Below are 17,857 nucleotides of genomic sequence, written 5' to 3' on the forward strand. Positions count from 1 at the left end.
GATGAGGGTACGTGTGAGCTCGAACGATAATCCAGTGAGTCCACGGGGGGCGGACACCAGGGAATGGCTGCACAGTCTGTATCAAGACTACCAGCACCGGAAGCGGCGCAGCAGGCGGGTGGTACTGTTCACTCAGCTCTCGATTCTCTTTAGTCTGATTCTCCTCTGGGAGATAGCGGGTCGCCTTAAATGGCTGGATGTCCTGATCTTCAGCTATCCCAGCAAGGTGTTTGTTCAGATATGGAAGGATATTCTTAGCGGTGACCTCTGGCCGCATCTAGGAACGACCGTGCTGGAGACTGCTGCAGGCTTTCTGCTGGGCACCCTGGTGGGTACCCTGCTGGCTGTATTGATATGGTGGTCGCCTTTCCTTTCCAAGGTACTTGATCCGTATATGGTGGTCTTCAACAGCATGCCTAAAGTGGCTTTGGGTCCGATCTTCATTGTTCTCTTTGGTGGGGGCTTTACTGCGATTGTCATGACAACCTTGTCGATCACTGTGATTATCACCACGCTTGTGGTGAACAGCAGCTTCAATGAGGTGGACCCGAATCTGATTAAAGTCGTCAGAACTTTCGGAGGCAGCCGCAAGGATATTTTCCGTAAGGTCATCCTGCCGGCATCATTTCCGGCCATCGTGTCGACCTTGAAGGTGAACGTAGGCATGGCCTGGGTTGGGGTCATTGTAGGCGAGTTTCTCGTGGCAAAAGAAGGGCTTGGTTATTTGATCATCTATGGCTTCCAAGTCTTTAACTTTACTCTGGTATTGTCCAGTCTGGTCATTATCGCTGTAGCAGCGACAGGAATGTATCAGCTGGTTGTCTATATTGAACGCAGGCTAATCCGGGAGCGGTAAGGCTCCCGTTTTTGTTATATCTGCAAAGTTGACTACCGGAGAGATCTCCGTCACGTTTGTTGTGAACCCATGGTAAATCCTTTAGGATAGACAATATAGAGAGAATCATATTTTGAATAGTGGGGGGTGTACAATGGGCTTCAGGGTAATTAAGACCACTATTGCCACTGTACTTGCAATTCTCATTGCTCATCTGCTTGGAATTCTGAATCCCTTGTCCGCAGGCCTGCTTGCCATACTTGGTGTAGATGTGACGCGAAAGAGAAGCATCCAGACGGTTTCTTCCCGCTTCTTTGCCTCCATACTGGGACTGATGATGTCTTCTGCTTTATTTTACATATTCGGTTTTCATATCTGGGTGCTTGCTATATATATCCTGATTGGTTTTCCGCTGATCTCGAAGGCTAATCTGAAAGAAGGAATCGTCACCAGCTCTGTTGTGGTATTCCGGGTGTTCGGAGCAGAAGACGTCAGCTTTCATGCCTTGTTCACTCAAATCTTGCTGCTGATTATCGGTCTCGGAAGTGCGATGGTTGTAAATATGATCTACATGCCGAATGAAGAGGACAAGCTTGGTATGATCCGGACGAAAGTGGACGCTTTGTTCAGTAAAGTCTTCGAACGCATCGCCTACCAGCTTCGCTATCCCGATTATGCCTGGAACGGGCAGGAACTGATCGAAGCCAGTCAGGAGGTTGATCATGGGTTGTCCACCGCCAAGCGGGCCCTGGACAATCAGGTCATTTCCCCCAATGAAGCTTGGACGATCTATTTTTATATGCGCAAACAGCAGCTGGACCGAATCGAGAGTATGCTTCAGTTAATTTCGCAGGTCTATCAGAGAATGCCCCAAGGGGAGAGAGCCGCGGTTCTGTTCGACCAGATGTCTATTGATGTGAAGAGTGAGACTTACACGGGAACAACCGAACATATGCTGCAAGAGCTGGAGACTGAATTCAAAGCGATGGAGCTTCCGAACAGCAGGGAAGAATTCGAGATTCGCTCGGCCATTCTCCAGCTGTGCAGAGAGCTGGGCTTATATCTGGACGTCTCCAAGAAAAGCAAGTATCCAACCGGAAAGAATGAACGGCTGCGGTCGTTTTGAGCGGGATAATAACGTATTTAATACAGGTTGTATAAATATAATTCATTTCGGTGTCTCCAATTAATCAACATTCGCCTATGTCGTGCATACACTTGATAGTGAATGATTGATTTGTATGGAGGAGGTTCAAACCATGTCATCGAAATATCAAAGTAGAGAGATTATTACGAAAGCGATCTGCGGAAAAGGTCGTAAGTTCTCTACCGTAACACATACCGTGACTCCGCCTCAAAACCCGACGAGTATTCTGGGGGCCTGGATTATCAACCACCAGTACGAAGCGGTTGCTGCCGGTGACGGAATTGAAGTTATTGGGACTTACGATATCAACATCTGGTATTCGTACGAGAGGAATTCACAGACAGCGGTTGCGAAAGAGAAAGTATCTTATGTAGAGCTCGTTCCGCTTACTTATCTTGACTCCAGACACCGCTCTTCGTCGGTGGAGGTTTCCGCGGATGCAACGCAGGAACCAAGCACCGTCGAAGCCAGTGTATCCGGGGACGGCAGTGTTCTTATTCGCGTGGAACGCGAGTTTGCCGTTGAGCTTGTAGCTGAGACTAAGATCAATGTCCTGGTCGTACCGGGCGGCAGCGACTTTGAAGACAAAGACTTTGACTTCAGCGGAGATGGCGGGGATTATGAGGATCTGGATCCGGATCTCCTGGATGATGATCTGTAACTGAATACTCTAATGTATGCAGCTGCCTGAGCAGCGACGAGGGCGGGAGCCCTCTTTTTTTGTTGTTTTTTTCGTGGATATGGGCGGTTGAGTATGAAATATCAGGAATGGATTATACAGTTTTAAGTTAGGAGCTGGAAGAATGGAGTTAAAAATCATGGTGGACGACGACCGTTCTTCCCGTAGACTCCAATCGGCGTTGAAGCAGCTTGGCTGTCCAGATCTTATACTTTCAGCGCAGCCGGTACATGAACCGACTAAGAATCTATCCATGCTGGTTATGAATCAAGGCGCAGGGGTATTTCATGCGACTTCTCAGCAGGAAATGGAGCAGCGGCTTCGTGCAGCCGGTATGAAGGCCAATTTGCATTCCTCAGCTGCGAACAATTTACGCAGTTCCTATTTACGTCGATTTATAGTGCGTATCTTTCACCTTAGGGCTGTCGAGATTATACCGTGCGGCCTGGCGGAGCGTGCGTTCAATCTCTCGGGGGATCGGAGAGAACAGGGAGAGCAGGCGGGCCTGACTACTCTTGAGCGAAGACTGGAGAGATTGGCAGTCCGAGCGCTATATACGCTTGGCTTGGACTTCGGTGAGGTCGAGATAAGTGCAGGTGAGGGAGGAGCCATGGTTATTCAGCTAGTCCATGCCGTTCCCGGCCTGGCCGATGACTCCTCAGCCCTGAAATTTGCCAAGGCCATTGCGGAAGAGTCAGCACGTCTCACAAGGCAAGGGCAGGAACCGCTGAAGCTCGGTATGGATCCCGAATTTCTGCTCTATAACCGGACAGAACGCAAGATTGTGCCGGCCTCCAGGTTCCTTGAAAAGACTGGGATCGCAGGCTGTGATGCCGTTCGATCAGGCGATCGAACCCTTTACCCGATTGCCGAGCTGCGTCCCGCTCCAGGAACCGGTCCTGCCGATCTGCTTCGTAACCTGATGGGTGCCATGCGGTATGCCTCTAGGCATATTACTGATACCTCATTGCTGTGGCTGGCGGGCGGTCTGCCGCTTCCTGGGCTTCCGCTGGGCGGTCATCTGCATTTTAGCGGCCTGCCGCTAACGGCTGAGCTGCTCCGGACACTAGACAACTATCTGGCCCTGCCTGCTGCCCTGATGGAGGATGAGCGAGCGAAGGATCGAAGACCGAGGTACGGTTATTTGGGCGACCATAGAATACAGGGTCACGGGGGGTTCGAATACCGCACCCTGCCGAGCTTTCTTGTCTCCCCTTTATTGACCAAAGGTGTAGTGGCGCTTGCTGCCCTAATCGCAGAAGAGTACAGAGGACTTCTATCCAGACCCCTTATGCGGGGAGATGTCCATCAAGCATTCTATTTGGGTAATAAGACCGTGCTAAGAGAGGCCTATGGGTCAATTGAGGAAGAGATTCGGGCCGCGAAAAGTTACCCTGGCCTAGAGAAATATATTGAGCCATTTCTTAAGGCACTCCGTCTTGGGCGCACCTGGGATGAGAGCCGGGATATTAGAACTGTCTGGAAAATAGAGCGCCCCTCGTAAGCCCGCCTTCTTTTCTGTTATAATAGAAGTCTGTAGAAAGAAGGGGCTGGAGGTACATCATGGCTAAATATACGCCGATGATTGAACAATATTTGAAGGTGAAGGAAGGCGCCAAGGACGCTTTTCTATTTTTTCGCCTGGGAGATTTCTATGAGATGTTCTTCGATGATGCGATTCAAGCATCAAGGGAGCTTGAGATAACTTTAACCGCGAGAGATGGCGGAGTAGAAGACAAAATACCGATGTGCGGGGTTCCTTATCACTCTGCTGAGAGTTACATACATCGTCTGATTGAGAAAGGCTACAAGGTAGCCATTTGTGAGCAGGTAGAGGATCCGGCGGAGGCCAAGGGGATCGTTAGACGGGAGATTGTCAGGGTTATTACGCCGGGAACCGTGATGGAAGGCAAGACCATTGGAGATAAGGCAAATAACTATCTTCTCTGCGTCACGGAGCTGAATGGAGTTATGGCGGTCTCTGCTTGTGACCTGTCCACAGGAGAGTTATATGTGACCTCTGCACCATCGAGTTATGAGTGGCTAAGAGATGAGATTGGACTCTATTCACCCGCTGAGATAATCGGAGACACTTCCCTGCTTGATTGGATTCAGTCAACGGCTAATCCGGTGGGAAGACCTGTTGTGTACACGCCATGGGATAAGTCTAAGGAAGATCTGGCGCGCAAGCAGTTCACCGAAGCCGTCTGGATTCGGCTGGAAGAGCAGCGCAGACACAATGTCGGACTGCTTGTTGCCTATTTATCGGAGACGCAGAAGCGCTCGCTTGGTCAATTGACCCGAATTACGGCTTATGAACCGAATCATTATATGATTCTTGATCCGTTCACCCGCAGGAATTTGGAGCTCGTAGAGACGGTGAGAGAAAGATCGAAGAAGGGGTCTCTGCTCTGGCTGCTTGACCGGACCGAGACTTCCATGGGAGCAAGGCTCCTGCGCAGATGGATAGATAAGCCGCTGCTGCAGCGGAGCCGGATTGAAGAACGGCTTGAAGCTGTAGAACATCTGCACGCCGGGTATATCCTGCGTGAAGATTTGCGCGAACGTCTAGGCGAGATCTATGATCTGGAGCGTCTGGTTGGGCGGATTGCATTCTCGAGTGCCAACGGCCGTGATCTGATAGCGCTCAAGAAATCTCTAAGACAGATTCCATCACTCAAAGAATTGTGCGCCGCTTCATCTTCGGCTACGCTGAAGCGCATCGCGGATGAGCTGGACCGCTGCGAAGATCTGGCTGAAGCTATCGATGCGGCTATCGCGGATGAGCCTCCTGTCTCTGTGCGGGATGGTGGGATCATCAAGGCAGGCTACCATGAACATCTTGACTCCCTGAGGGAGGCCGGAATGAACGGCAAAAGGTGGATTGCAGAGCTGGAAAGCGCGGAACGCCAGGCCACTGGCATCAAGTCTTTGAAGATCGGTTACAACAAGGTATTCGGCTATTATATCGAAGTTACCAAGTCGAATCTTGCGTCTCTGCCAGAGGGCCGTTATGAACGGAAGCAGACCCTTGCTAATGCTGAAAGATATGTGACACCTGAGCTGAAGGAGAAGGAAGCTTTAATTCTGGAAGCTGAAGAGAAGATGGTGGACCTGGAGTTCGCTCTGTTCAGCGAGCTGCGTGAGCGGTTGAGTCAGGAGATTCCACGTCTTCAGCGATTGGCCGAGAAGATAGCAGAGATCGATGTATACCGGTCTATGGCTGAGATCAGCAGCGAAGGCAACTTTGTCAAGCCGGTTCTTACGGACGGATATGATCTCGTTATAGAGCAGGGGCGCCATCCGGTTGTCGAGAGCGTGATGGAGGGCACGGGCTTCATTGCCAACGGGACATACCTGCGCAAGGATGAAGCAGGGATCCTGCTCATTACAGGCCCTAACATGGCCGGGAAAAGTACCTATATGCGCCAAGTGGCCCTGATTGTCATAATGGCCCAGATGGGTTGCTTTGTTCCTGCTGTCAAGGCAGAAATTCCGATGATTGACCGAATATTTACCCGTATTGGTGCCGCCGATGACCTGATCGGGGGTCAGAGTACCTTTATGGTGGAGATGGCTGATATCCAGCTGATGACGGAGAAAGCGACAAAGCGGAGCTTGATCATTATTGATGAGCTTGGCCGGGGAACCTCGACCACAGAAGGGATGTCCATTGCCCAGGCCGTCATTGAATATGTTCATGATCATATCGGCTGTAAAGCCCTTGTGTCTACGCATTTCCACGAGCTGGCTTATCTGGAATCAAGCTTGAAGTCACTGAAGAATTACTGCATGGCCGTGCAGGAGAGCGGGGAGAAGGTTCACTTCTTACGCAAATTGATCCCCGGGGCAGCAAGCACGAGCTACGGCATCTATTGCGCCCGGCTTGCAGGTCTGCCAGGCAGCATTATCGACCGGGCCTACGGGCTGCTGCAGGGACTCGAAGAAGCGGCCCCGCTGGTGACGGCTGGAAGGGCTGCGGCTTCGGGGGACGCTATTGCCGGTCATATGACTGTCCGGGAGGATAAGGCAGCTATGTCGTCCGCATCGGCTGCATCTGCAGTTGTTCCGGTTGCGCCGAAGACCGGATCGCAGATGGATCCGAAGCCGCACGATACAGAGCGGATTACAAGTCCTGAAGGCACTGGACAATCAGAAGGAATAGCTCAGGTGCAGCAGCTATCGATTTTTGGAGATGAGTGGGCTTCGGACAAGCCTGAGCCAGCCAAAGAGGATGCCGGGGCCAAGCAGATCATCAAGCTGGTCAAGAATGCCGACCTGATGAATATGACGCCGATACAGGCGATGCAGCTGTTAAATGACTTGAAGATGAAAGTGAGAGAGATGTAAATTCCTTGAAGAGAGTGGGGGAGGCTAAATGGGACAAATTCAAATCCTGGATGAGCATATTGCGAACCAGATTGCAGCAGGTGAAGTGGTGGAGAGACCTTCATCTGTCGTGAAGGAGCTGGTAGAGAATGCAATCGATGCAGGTGCACAGCGAATCGATGTCACGGTGGAGGAAGGCGGATTGTCGCTAATCCGTATAACGGATAACGGCTCGGGGATCGAACCCGAGGACTGTGAGACCGCCTTTTACCGGCATGCCACCAGCAAGCTCTCTCTCGGCCGTGATTTGTTCCAGATCCGGACACTGGGCTTCCGGGGAGAAGCACTACCGAGTATAGCAGCCGTCTCTAAGGTCGAGCTGGTCTCATCGAACGGGGAACATGGGCTCGGACGCCGGATTATCATTGAAGGCGGCTCACTCAAAGAGAATGAAGACACACCAGCCCCACAGGGGACGGATATTTCGGTTAAGGAATTATTCTATAATACTCCGGCAAGGCTGAAATACATGAAGACGATTCAGACAGAGCTTGGACATATTTCGGATGTCATGTACAGACAGGCATTGGCACATCCCGAGATTGCGTTCACTCTGCGGCATAATGGCAACCAGCTGCTGCAAAGTCCAGGCAACGGAGATCTGCTTCAGGTGATTGCCTCCATTTATGGTACCCAGGCGGCTAAAGGCATGCTGGGGATTGACGCTGAGAATGCGGACTACAAGGTCACGGGCTTCATTGGTCGTCCAGACCTCACGAGATCGAACCGGGGCGCTATTTCCATGATGGTGAACGGACGTTATATCCGGAATCCGGGTCTTCAAGCCGCCATGATGAGAGCCTATCATACGCTGCTGCCGATCAACAGATATCCCATCGCTGTTCTCCAGCTTCATATGCACCCTACCTTGGTGGATGTTAACGTGCACCCCGCCAAGCTGGAGGTACGGTTCAGCAAGGAGCAGGAGCTCTATACTTTCCTCGAGGAAAATATCCGGGCTGTGCTGTCCCAGCAGGTGCTTATCCCGCATGTGGTCAAGCAGACGGTTACCCGTGGTGAAAGCCAGTCGATCATACAGGAACAGTTCAATTTCCATTCTCCAGCTAAGACGGACATGGATAATCAATCGGCAGGCCGGAATACACCCGGCTCCAATCCAGCTCCTGATAGGAACTATCATGCGGATTGGTCAACCCGTGATCCTAAGTCAGCGGTGGGTACAGCAGGGCTGCCATATGAGGGCTCAGCCCCAGAAGCTTATCAGGCGTCTGGCTCTGCATCCGCTGGAAAGGTTAAGGAGCCCGAGGCGAGGCAGTATCCTTCTTCCGTGTCGTCTGCTCAATCGAGTGAGGTCCGCGCGGGAGTAGACCCATCTAGTCCACGGCCCGATAACAGCTCGCAGAGTGTTGGTTCATACCGGGAAGCCTCGGTGGCCAATCAACAGCGATCCGTCACAGGACAGGCGGGGAGAGCGAACGGGTATGACGGAAGTTCCGCAAGATTACCAGCGAATCCGGTGCCGCCGGAGAAGCTGTACGGCTCTCCAGGCGACAGACCGGAGATTCCGGCCTTCCCCGAGCTTACTCTGATCGGGCAGCACCACGGAACCTATCTGATTGCCCAGAACGAGAATGGGTTATACCTGATTGACCAGCATGCGGCCCATGAACGTGTCAATTACGAATACTATTACGAGAAATTCGGGAATCCGGCTGATGCTTCCCAGGAGCTTCTCATTCCAATCACCTTGGAATTCACTTCTGCGGATAGTGAGAAGCTGAAGAACCGCTTACAGTGGTTCGAGAATGCCGGGGTCATACTTGAGCATTTCGGAGGCGGGACCTTTCGGGTGATCTCCCACCCATACTGGTTCCCGCAGGGTGAGGAGGCCTCGATTATCGAGGAGATGGCGGATTGGGTGTTGAGCGAGAGAGCCATTGACCTGGCCAAGCTTCGCGAACGGTCATCCATACTTTGTTCTTGCAAGGCCTCTATTAAAGCCAATCAGAAGCTTACAGCCGAAGAAGCAGGAACCCTTCTTGCAAGGCTCGCTGCTTGCAAGCAGCCGTATACCTGTCCTCACGGCCGGCCAATTGTAGTCTCCTTTTCGACATATGATCTGGAGAAAATGTTCAAACGAGTGATGTGAACGGAGGAAGCAGATTGATTATTACTACAGGAGACAATGAGGCTCCAGGGACGGTAAGCCGGGCCGAGGAGCTCTCTCTCGAACTCGGGGTCCCCTATATACGGCGGAGCCGGACTTCATTGTCCAAATTACTAACCCGTCACCATGCTGATGCCATATTGGTTATTCTGGAAAGCGGAATCCGTATCGTGAGTGCACATGGAGAGCCGCTTGAATTTCATCCGAGCATGTCTTTCGTTAGAGCCAAGCGGCTCATGAAAGGGGAACCCGATTCCATGCTTGAAATTTCGAGAGCAGAGCGTGGGGACAAGATCATAGATTGCACGTCAGGACTCGGCTCGGATTCCATCATTTTCTCTCTTGCGGCAGGGGAAGAAGGGCAAGTAACGGCCCTGGAAAGCTCGCTCCCTATCTATGGATTGCTCAAGGAAGGTTTAAGAACCTACCAATCTGGGTTAAAAGAATTTGACAAGGCCATGCGCCAAATTGAAGTCAAGCATGCCGATCATCTTCATTTGCTTGGTGAGCTGCCAGATAAAAGTGTGGATATCGTCTACTTCGATCCCATGTTCCGCGAACCAGTGAAGGAATCTTCCTCCATTTCCCCGCTCCGGTCTTTTGCAAATGGAAGCTCACTGGATATCAGGTCTGTTGAGGAAGCCTGCCGGGTAGCAAGAAAGACCGTGGTTCTGAAAGAGAAAAGGGACAGCGGGGAATTCGCCAGGCTGGGATTCACGGTTCGCGAACGGGCCCATACCAAAATAGCTTACGGAGTGATTACGCTTGACAACTGACAACAAACCCAAATTACTGGTCCTCGTCGGGCCAACCGCGGTCGGCAAGACCCGTATGAGTATTGATCTGGCTCATATGTTCAATTGCGAAATTATATCCGGGGATTCCATGCAGGTATACAAGGGAATGGATATAGGAACCGCCAAGATCACGACGCAGGAAATGGATGGAGTGCCCCATCATCTGATTGATGTGCTCTCTCCGGAAGAGCCGTTCTCGGTTGCCCTTTTTCAGGAATATTGTAACAAGCTGATCCCTGAGATCACATTCCGTGGACATGTGCCCTTCATTGTGGGAGGGACTGGACTTTACGTCGAATCCGTCTGTTATGAATTCAAATTCACGGACGCCGGCGCTGATGAAGAATTCCGGGATGAGCAGTTCAGATTTGCGCAAGAGCATGGGGCCGAGGCGCTTCATGCCAGATTGGCTACGATTGATCCCGAATCGGCAGACCGCCTGCATCCCAATGATCAGCGGAGGGTTGTGAGAGCACTTGAGATCCATCATTTAACTGGCCAGACCCTCTCGTCCCAGCTTGCCCTGCAGAGTAAGCAGTCTCCCTATGAGCTGTGTATCATCGGTTTGACAATGGACCGTCAATTGCTATATAACCGTATAGAAGCACGCATTGACGACATGATGGACCAAGGACTGGTTCAAGAGGTGGAGTCACTGCTCGGCAAAGGCTATTCCAGACATCTCGTGGCCTTGCAAGGACTTGGCTATAAGGAAATCGCTGAGCATCTGCTCGACGGGGTTCCGCTGGAGGAAGCCGTGGTCAAGCTCAAGCGGGACACGCGGAGATACGCGAAGCGGCAGCTTTCCTGGTTCCGGCATATGCATGACATTCACTGGGTTGATATGACATGCCCGGAAAATTACACGGAGAATTTGGCGAAAGTACGTGCTATAATAGCAGGAAAGTTCCATGAAGATCTTGAATTTACTTCAGAACACTAATTGAAACTCATTGGGGGTACCGCTAATGAACAAGTCCATTAACATCCAAGATACGTTCTTGAATCAACTACGCAAAGAGAATATCCCTGTTACCGTATTCTTGACAAATGGTTTCCAAATTAGAGGGACAATCAAGGCCTTTGACAACTTTACCATTGTCATTGACAGCGATGGCCGTCAGCAAATGGTGTACAAGCATGCCATTTCTACGTTCCAGCCGCAGCGCAACGTTTCTCTAATGCAGGAGACTCCTTCCGAGAACTAGGGTATCAGCATGAAACTTTTTTGAACAAAGCACGTTAAAAGGTATAAGATGAGGAGATGGAGCAACCTGAAGAAGGTTGTTCTTTTCTTTCCGTCCTTTATAGAGAGAGAAGATTGACATGAAGGGAGTCTGTATAGAACCATGTCTACGAATAATAACAGACCGCCATCAAGGCTTTCGAGGTCGAATCCAACTGATGGCAAGGAGAACACTAATAAGTCAAAGGTTCCGAAAAAAAAGAAAAAGATAACGACGAAGCGCGTGCTCTGGACGATGTTTTTCACCATGGCTTTTGCAGTAATCTGCGCAATTGGCGGCTATATATTTCTATCTGTAAATGGTGAAAGAATCTTGAGTGAGAATCAGGATAAGCTGACGATTTATGAAACCTCCAAGGTGTATGATCGTTCTGGTAACCTTATGGGAGAATTGTCTATTACCAAGAGCGAACCAGTGAAGATCAAGCAAATCCCTAAATTGCTGCAGGAGGCATTCGTTGCTACTGAAGACAGACGCTTCTATGAGCACTCCGGAGTTGACCTCTGGTCGATCGGGCGTGCGGCGGTAAAGGACGTTGTAGCACGGTCCAAGGTAGAAGGCGGAAGTACAATTACCCAGCAGCTTGCGAAGAATATGTTTTTGTCCCGTGACAAAACGTTCTTCCGTAAAGCAACTGAAGTGTCGATTGCAATGGCTCTTGAACGGGAAAAGACTAAGGACGAGATTCTCGAAATGTATCTGAACCGGATTTATTTCGGTCAAGGCTCTTATGGAATCAAGGCTGCTTCACAGCGTTATTTCGGCAAGAGTGATTTAAATGAGCTGAAATTATGGCAGATAGCTACACTTGCAGCACTTCCTAAAGGTCCTTCGTCTTATAACCCGGTGACGAATCCGGAGCTGTCGAAGACTCGCAGAGGTGTCGTGCTCGATCTCATGTTCGATCAGGGATATATCACCGCGGCTCAGCGTGATGAAGCCAAGAAAGCGGACTACGACTATACCCCTCCGAAGAAGAGTCAGAATTTCCTTGCCTTCAAAGATTTCGTGATGAAGGAAGCCGAAGCGAAGACAGGTCTTACGGAAGACCAGTTGAACCGCGGAGGCTACAAAATTTATACGACCATGGATAAGCAGGCTCAACTTGCTGTAGAGAAGGCTTTTGCAGATGACAGTAATTTTGAGAAAAGCAAGGACGATCAGCAGGTACAGGCTGCTGTTGTTATCATGAACCACCAGAACGGCAGCTTGGTTGCCCTGCTGGGCGGACGTGATTATGAACGTAAAGGCTTCAGCCGGGTTGAAGCGCGGCGGCAGCCTGGTTCCGCTTTCAAGCCGATTGTAGATTATGCTCCGGCGCTGGATACGAAGAAGTTCACACCAGATTCCCTGCTCAGCAATGAGAAGCAGTGTTTCGCAGGCGGAACTTATTGTCCGGGCAACCTGCATGGATACTCCAAGACTATCGGGATGACCGAGGCACTTGAAGAATCAGCGAATATCCCGGCGGTATGGCTCCTGGATCAAGTAGGGGTCAAGACGGGAGTGGAATACGCTAAGAAGATGGGAATTACAATGGATCCGAATGATGCGAACCTGGCCATCGCCCTTGGCGGTCTGACCAAAGGTACAAATACACTAGAGATGGCGGAAGCCTACAGTGTGTTCGCGAATGGGGGTTATCACAATCCTGCTTATTCCATCAAGAGTATTCAAGGCCCGGATGGCAAAGAAGTATACACCTATAATCCTCCGAAGCCTGAATCGGTGATCAACTCGGATACTGCTTATTATATGACCAAGATGATGGAACAGGTCGTGACCAGCGGGACGGGTAAGCGTGCGAGCCTTGGCGGTCGCCCGGTTGCAGGTAAGACAGGTACAACCCAGCATGGAATTAAAGGGCTGAACAGCAGCCGTAACCGGGATGCCTGGTTTGTGGGTTATACGCCAGAATGGACCGCATCGGTATGGATGGGTTATGACAAGCCGGACAAAGACCATCTCCTCAAAGGAAGCAGTGGTCAGTCTGCGGCCTTATTCGGAACCATCATGAAGGATGCGCTCAAAGATGTTCCGGTTAAGGATTTCCCTGTTCCAAATGACCTGAAGCAAAAAGAGCAGGAACCTGTTAAGCAGGCTACCTCGGTCAGCGGTCTTGCAGGTGCATTTAACCAGGATACAGGCACCGTACTGCTGAGCTGGAGCGGCGTCGATGTACCTAATGTGAAGTATCGTGTATATCGCAAGGAGGCTTCGGAATCCAACTTCACTCAACTGCTTGAGGCTGATTCAACCTCCGCAGAAGACGTGACGGTTATTCCGAATACGACCTATGAGTATTACGTTACTTATGTAGATCCGGCTACTGGCCTTGAAAGCGAGAAATCAGCCACGACCCAAGTGTCAACTCAGCAGGCGGAACCGCCCGCAGTAGATCCTAACCAGCCTGATCCTAATAATCCGGATGGTAATGGTAACAATACCGACCAAGGAAACAACAATCAGGATGGCGGTAACGGTAACGGTAATGGCAATGGTAATGGGAATGGAAATGGAAATAATGGTTCCGGCAGCGGAAAAGGCAGTGGTGGTGACAGCACTGGCCAAGATGGCGGAACAGGCCAGGATAACGTGAATGGGGGCACTGATCAAGGTACAGGAACTACGACTCCTGATAACACCACCCCGGGAACAACAACACCAGGAACAACAACACCAGGAACAACAACACCGGGAACGTCAACTCCTGGCACTACTACGCCGGGAACGACAACCCCAGGAACAGATACAGGAGGCACAACTACCAAAACTCCTGGAACGGATACCGGTACCCAGACCGGTGGACGATAACTCGTCCAATTAAATTGGGTATAGAGCCTCGTGATCACGATTTGTGATTACGGGGCTTTTGCTTTTGTGCATGCATGGTTGGAGAGAAAAGTGCAATTTGGTGCGTCTTAGTGAAATATGGTAAGCTGAATATAAGAAGAGAGTGAAAGGGTAATTTTCATGAAGCGAAAATTTGGAGACCGGGCGAATTGGCGCCGTGTGACCCGGCGCCAATTCACATCACGTTATGTGGATATTGAAAATTTCACCGGATATATCACATTGTACAGTATACAAGCACTGAAGGAGCCGCTGTGGAAGTCGTATGGCTCTCATACCTTTAGAATTGCCGACAAAGGCTACTCTTGGCTGCAGTATTATCCGAAGGGCTCTAATTTTATTGTGACGGCCATGTTTGATGATAGGCAGCAAATTATTGAATGGTATATAGATATTTGTAAGAGCCAGGGAATTACAGATCAAGGGGTGCCCTGGTTCGATGATCTGTATCTGGATATAGTTGTTCTTAAGAATGGGGAAGTGTTCCTGCTCGATCAGGATGAGCTAGATGACGCTTTGGCTAAGAGATTGATCTCACCTAGAGATTATGAACTGGCTGCCCAGATCGCACGAGAGCTGCTTCATGCCATTGATGCGCACACTTTTCCTTTTTTTCTAATGTCCCTGGAGCATAGGCGAAACGGATTCCTTGAGGAGAGAGATGATGAAGCGCTCAAATAAGCCGGGTATGATCACAAAGGTGATCCGCGGATTTATTATTGTGGCTGCACTGGTATGTCTCTGGTTAGGTTACGCATGGATTCAGATTTCCAGTATGGGCCCGGTAAAGGCGCATAAGCAGGCAGACGCGGGGATTGTGCTGGGCGCAGCCCTTTGGGGAGACTTGCCTAGTCCGGGGCTTAGAGAAAGACTTGATCAAGGCCTGACGGAGTTCCGTGCGGGCCATTTCCGTTATTTTATCCTTACTGGCGGCTTGGATACATCCAGATCAAGGCTTACCGAGGCTCAAGGCATGGCTAATTACTTGATTAAACAGGGTGTTCCTCGTGAAGCTATCCTGCTTGAGAATAAAGCGACCAGTACCTATGAGAATCTTCTCTTCAGCAAGGACATAATGGAGGACAGGCAGCTCCGAACGGCAGTCATTATTACTCATACTTATCATGGAAGACGGGCTAAGGAAATTGCCGACTCTCTTAATTACATAGATCCTCAGCTTTCCTTGGTAGAATCCAAGGTGCTCCCGAAAGTGCCCAATCATATAAGAGAGATTCTGGCCTATACCAAATGGACGCTGAACAGGCTGGGTGTACCTCTAGATTAATAAAGTTCTTAAGATGAACCGCCCCTAAGCTTCTATATGACAAACTTCTAATAACCAGCGCTCACCCTGAATAAACTCTTATAGTAGTTATCTGCCCCCTACTCTAAGAAGAGGTGATGCCGCATGCAAGGGCGTGTTGTGGCCGCTGGCGGCCGTTCTGAGGAGAGACCTTCCAGACAAATAAATGTCATTTTGCGAAATAGTGAGCCTCCGGTTATCTCACAGACACTTCCTGACGCAGAGCCTGCAGCAATCTCGAAGGCCGCAGGACAGCATCAAGGCGTGTATGCTGAGATACAGAAGGAACTGAATCAATTGATTGGCTTAGAGAACATTAAAGAACTGGTATACGAGATTTTCGCTTTACTCCAGGTTAAGCAGCTTCGGATGGAAGCCGGGCTGCTCACGGGCTCCCAAGTCTATCATATGATCTATAAAGGTAATCCGGGAACAGGGAAGACCACGGTCGCACGAATTGTTGCCAAGATGTTTCAGAAGATGGGCGTGCTGAGCAAGGGCCATTTCATTGAGGCCGAACGAGCCGACCTGGTTGGCGAATATATCGGACATACTGCACAGAAGACACGAGATTTGGTTAAGAAAGCATTAGGCGGTATTTTATTTATTGATGAGGCTTACAGCCTGGCTCGCGGAGGGGAGAAGGATTTTGGCAAGGAAGCTATAGATACCCTGGTTAAGGCGATGGAGGATTACAAGGATCAGTTCATCCTGATCTTGGCGGGGTATTCTGACGAGATGGAGTTCTTCCTCCATACCAATCCCGGACTTCCCTCACGCTTCCCGATCCAGATCGACTTCCCGGATTATTCAATTGACCAGCTTATTCAAATATCGGAAAGCATGGTTAAAGAGCGTGATTATATCCTTATGCCGCAGGCGATACTCAAGCTGAAGCAGCATTTGGCTGCTGAGAAGAGTGAAAGCCCTCATGCGTTCAGCAATGGCAGATATGTTAGAAACATAATTGAACGTTCGATTCGTCATCAGGCTGTTCGTCTTTTGAATCAATATTCGAGCGGTTCTCCGGGAAAGCTGGAACTAATGACGATACGAACAGAGGATTTTAAATTTGACAAGAATAGTAACAAGTAGAACTTACACTATATCGTTGTCGCTACAAGGGAGCAATAATCCATGAGAAATACAACAACATACGAAACGAAGACCACCCTACCGGATAAAGCGGTGCTGGTCAGTCTTGTAACCAATGAAGTTAAGCGCAGTGGTATAAATCCCGAATATTCCCTAAATGAGCTGGTTCAGTTAGCAGAGACTGCTGGTGTTGAAATTGCGGATGTGATTGTCCAGAATCGGGAGACACCGGATACAAGATGGTTCATCGGAAAAGGGAAGGTGGAAGAGCTGCGTGCGGCTATTGAAGCAATGGGTGCGAACACGGCCATCTTCGATCAGGAATTATCCGGCGCTCAGGTACGCAATCTGGAAGAGACACTTGATGTCAAAATCATTGACAGAACTCAGCTAATCCTAGATATATTTGCTCAGCGGGCCAAAACCCGTGAGGGTATCATTCAGGTGGAATTGGCGCAGCACAGTTATTTACTGCCCAGACTTTCCGGGCATGGCAAGAATTTATCCCGTCTTGGGGGCGGCATTGGGACCCGGGGCCCAGGGGAAAGTAAGCTAGAGACGGACCGCAGACATATCCGTAACCGGATCAGTGAGCTGAAGGCACAGCTTGACGAAGTGACCAAACACCGCAAGCTGCACCGGGAACGCCGTAAGGAGAACGGGGTGGTGCAGGTTGCGCTTGTAGGATATACGAATGCAGGCAAATCCACACTTCTCAAGCAGCTGACTGCTGCTGACGTGTACATCGAGAACCAGTTGTTCGCTACGCTGGATCCTACTTCTAGAGCCTTAATCCTGCCAAGTGGCAAGGAAGTTGTCTTGACGGATACCGTAGGCTTTATTCAGAATCTGCCTCATGATCTAGTTGCGTCCTTCCGTGCTACCTTGGAGGAAGCAAATGAGGCGGATCTGATTCTTCATGTGGTTGACGCTTCCTCAGACACCCGGGATGAGCAGATGAAAGTTGTGGACCGTATCTTGAATGATCTGGGCGCTAGCGGTACTCCTCAAGTAGTTCTGTTCAATAAAAAGGATCTATGCACGCCAGAACAGCTGGAGCTGCTGCCATCCGATGAGAATCACATCAAGATCAGTGCTTATGATGAGAAGGACCTGGAGAGCATTCGCGAGATCATCCAGGACAAATTGACCGGGGAGACGGTAACTTTCCGCATTCCAGCAGCGCGCGGTGATCTTAGCTCTGTCATTTATAGAGTAGGCGAAGTGATCGGACAGGATTTTGAGGAAGACGATTTATTGTTCGAAGTTAGACTAAATCAGGCAGATTATGAGAAAAGCGGTTACCTGCTGAAGGAATACGAAGTGCGCTCATAATTTTGTCTAAATGCATATATTTGTCACAGCGAATGGGATAACGAGAGGA

The 17,857-nt window shown here is 50.1% G+C and carries 14 protein-coding genes; all 14 read left to right on the forward strand.

Going from position 1 to position 17,857, the window contains the following annotated elements; genetic code table 11:
• The first annotated feature begins 1 nt into the window (after position 1).
• Positions 2 to 856 carry an ABC transporter permease gene (locus tag ACEN86_RS09710; protein WP_495634069.1) on the forward strand — a complete coding sequence of 285 codons (855 nt, stop codon included), beginning with the start codon at positions 2 to 4 and terminating at the stop codon, positions 854 to 856.
• Positions 857 to 989: 133 nt separating this feature from the next.
• On the forward strand, positions 990 to 1,961 hold the full coding sequence (locus tag ACEN86_RS09715; protein WP_495634070.1) for an aromatic acid exporter family protein: 972 nt from the start codon (positions 990 to 992) through the stop codon (positions 1,959 to 1,961).
• 133 nt (positions 1,962 to 2,094) lie between these two features.
• A complete protein-coding gene (gene cotE, locus ACEN86_RS09720) occupies positions 2,095 to 2,643 on the forward strand; it encodes an outer spore coat protein CotE (RefSeq protein ID WP_495634071.1) in 549 nt (182 codons plus the stop codon).
• A 142-nt stretch (positions 2,644 to 2,785) separates the two neighbouring features.
• Complete coding sequence (locus ACEN86_RS09725; protein WP_495634072.1) at positions 2,786 to 4,165, forward strand: putative amidoligase domain-containing protein; 1,380 nt, start codon at positions 2,786 to 2,788, stop codon at positions 4,163 to 4,165.
• 59 nt (positions 4,166 to 4,224) lie between these two features.
• Complete coding sequence (mutS, locus tag ACEN86_RS09730) at positions 4,225 to 7,011, forward strand: DNA mismatch repair protein MutS (protein ID WP_495634073.1); 2,787 nt, start codon at positions 4,225 to 4,227, stop codon at positions 7,009 to 7,011.
• A gap of 28 nt (positions 7,012 to 7,039) precedes the next feature.
• Entirely contained in the window at positions 7,040 to 9,160 is a 2,121-nt protein-coding gene (mutL, locus tag ACEN86_RS09735) for a DNA mismatch repair endonuclease MutL (protein WP_495634074.1), read from the forward strand.
• Positions 9,161 to 9,174: 14 nt separating this feature from the next.
• Complete coding sequence (locus ACEN86_RS09740; RefSeq protein WP_495634075.1) at positions 9,175 to 9,954, forward strand: class I SAM-dependent methyltransferase; 780 nt, start codon at positions 9,175 to 9,177, stop codon at positions 9,952 to 9,954.
• Positions 9,944 to 10,918 (forward strand): tRNA (adenosine(37)-N6)-dimethylallyltransferase MiaA, encoded by a 975-nt coding sequence (miaA, locus tag ACEN86_RS09745; protein ID WP_495634076.1) that lies wholly within the window; start codon positions 9,944 to 9,946, stop codon positions 10,916 to 10,918. Before ACEN86_RS09740 ends, miaA begins: the two co-directional genes overlap by 11 nt.
• Before the next feature lie 25 nt (positions 10,919 to 10,943).
• Entirely contained in the window at positions 10,944 to 11,183 is a 240-nt protein-coding gene (gene hfq, locus ACEN86_RS09750; RefSeq protein WP_495634077.1) for an RNA chaperone Hfq, read from the forward strand.
• A gap of 141 nt (positions 11,184 to 11,324) precedes the next feature.
• The gene (locus ACEN86_RS09755) at positions 11,325 to 14,036 is read left to right on the forward strand and encodes a transglycosylase domain-containing protein (RefSeq protein ID WP_495634078.1); all 2,712 of its coding nucleotides are present in this window, start codon (positions 11,325 to 11,327) and stop codon (positions 14,034 to 14,036) included.
• Between the two features lie 159 nt (positions 14,037 to 14,195).
• On the forward strand, positions 14,196 to 14,756 hold the full coding sequence (locus ACEN86_RS09760; protein ID WP_495634079.1) for a ribonuclease FAU-1 family protein: 561 nt from the start codon (positions 14,196 to 14,198) through the stop codon (positions 14,754 to 14,756).
• Positions 14,737 to 15,360: a YdcF family protein gene (locus ACEN86_RS09765; protein ID WP_495634080.1), complete on the forward strand. Its 624-nt coding sequence runs from the start codon at positions 14,737 to 14,739 to the stop codon at positions 15,358 to 15,360. The genes ACEN86_RS09760 and ACEN86_RS09765 overlap by 20 nt, the downstream gene beginning before the upstream one ends.
• 123 nt (positions 15,361 to 15,483) lie before the next feature.
• Positions 15,484 to 16,473: an AAA family ATPase gene (locus ACEN86_RS09770; RefSeq protein WP_495634081.1), complete on the forward strand. Its 990-nt coding sequence runs from the start codon at positions 15,484 to 15,486 to the stop codon at positions 16,471 to 16,473.
• Positions 16,474 to 16,515: 42 nt separating this feature from the next.
• On the forward strand, positions 16,516 to 17,808 hold the full coding sequence (gene hflX / locus ACEN86_RS09775; RefSeq protein WP_495634082.1) for a GTPase HflX: 1,293 nt from the start codon (positions 16,516 to 16,518) through the stop codon (positions 17,806 to 17,808).
• Positions 17,809 to 17,857: the final 49 nt, after the last annotated feature.

Source organism: Paenibacillus sp. Paensp111 (genome assembly GCF_059492195.1).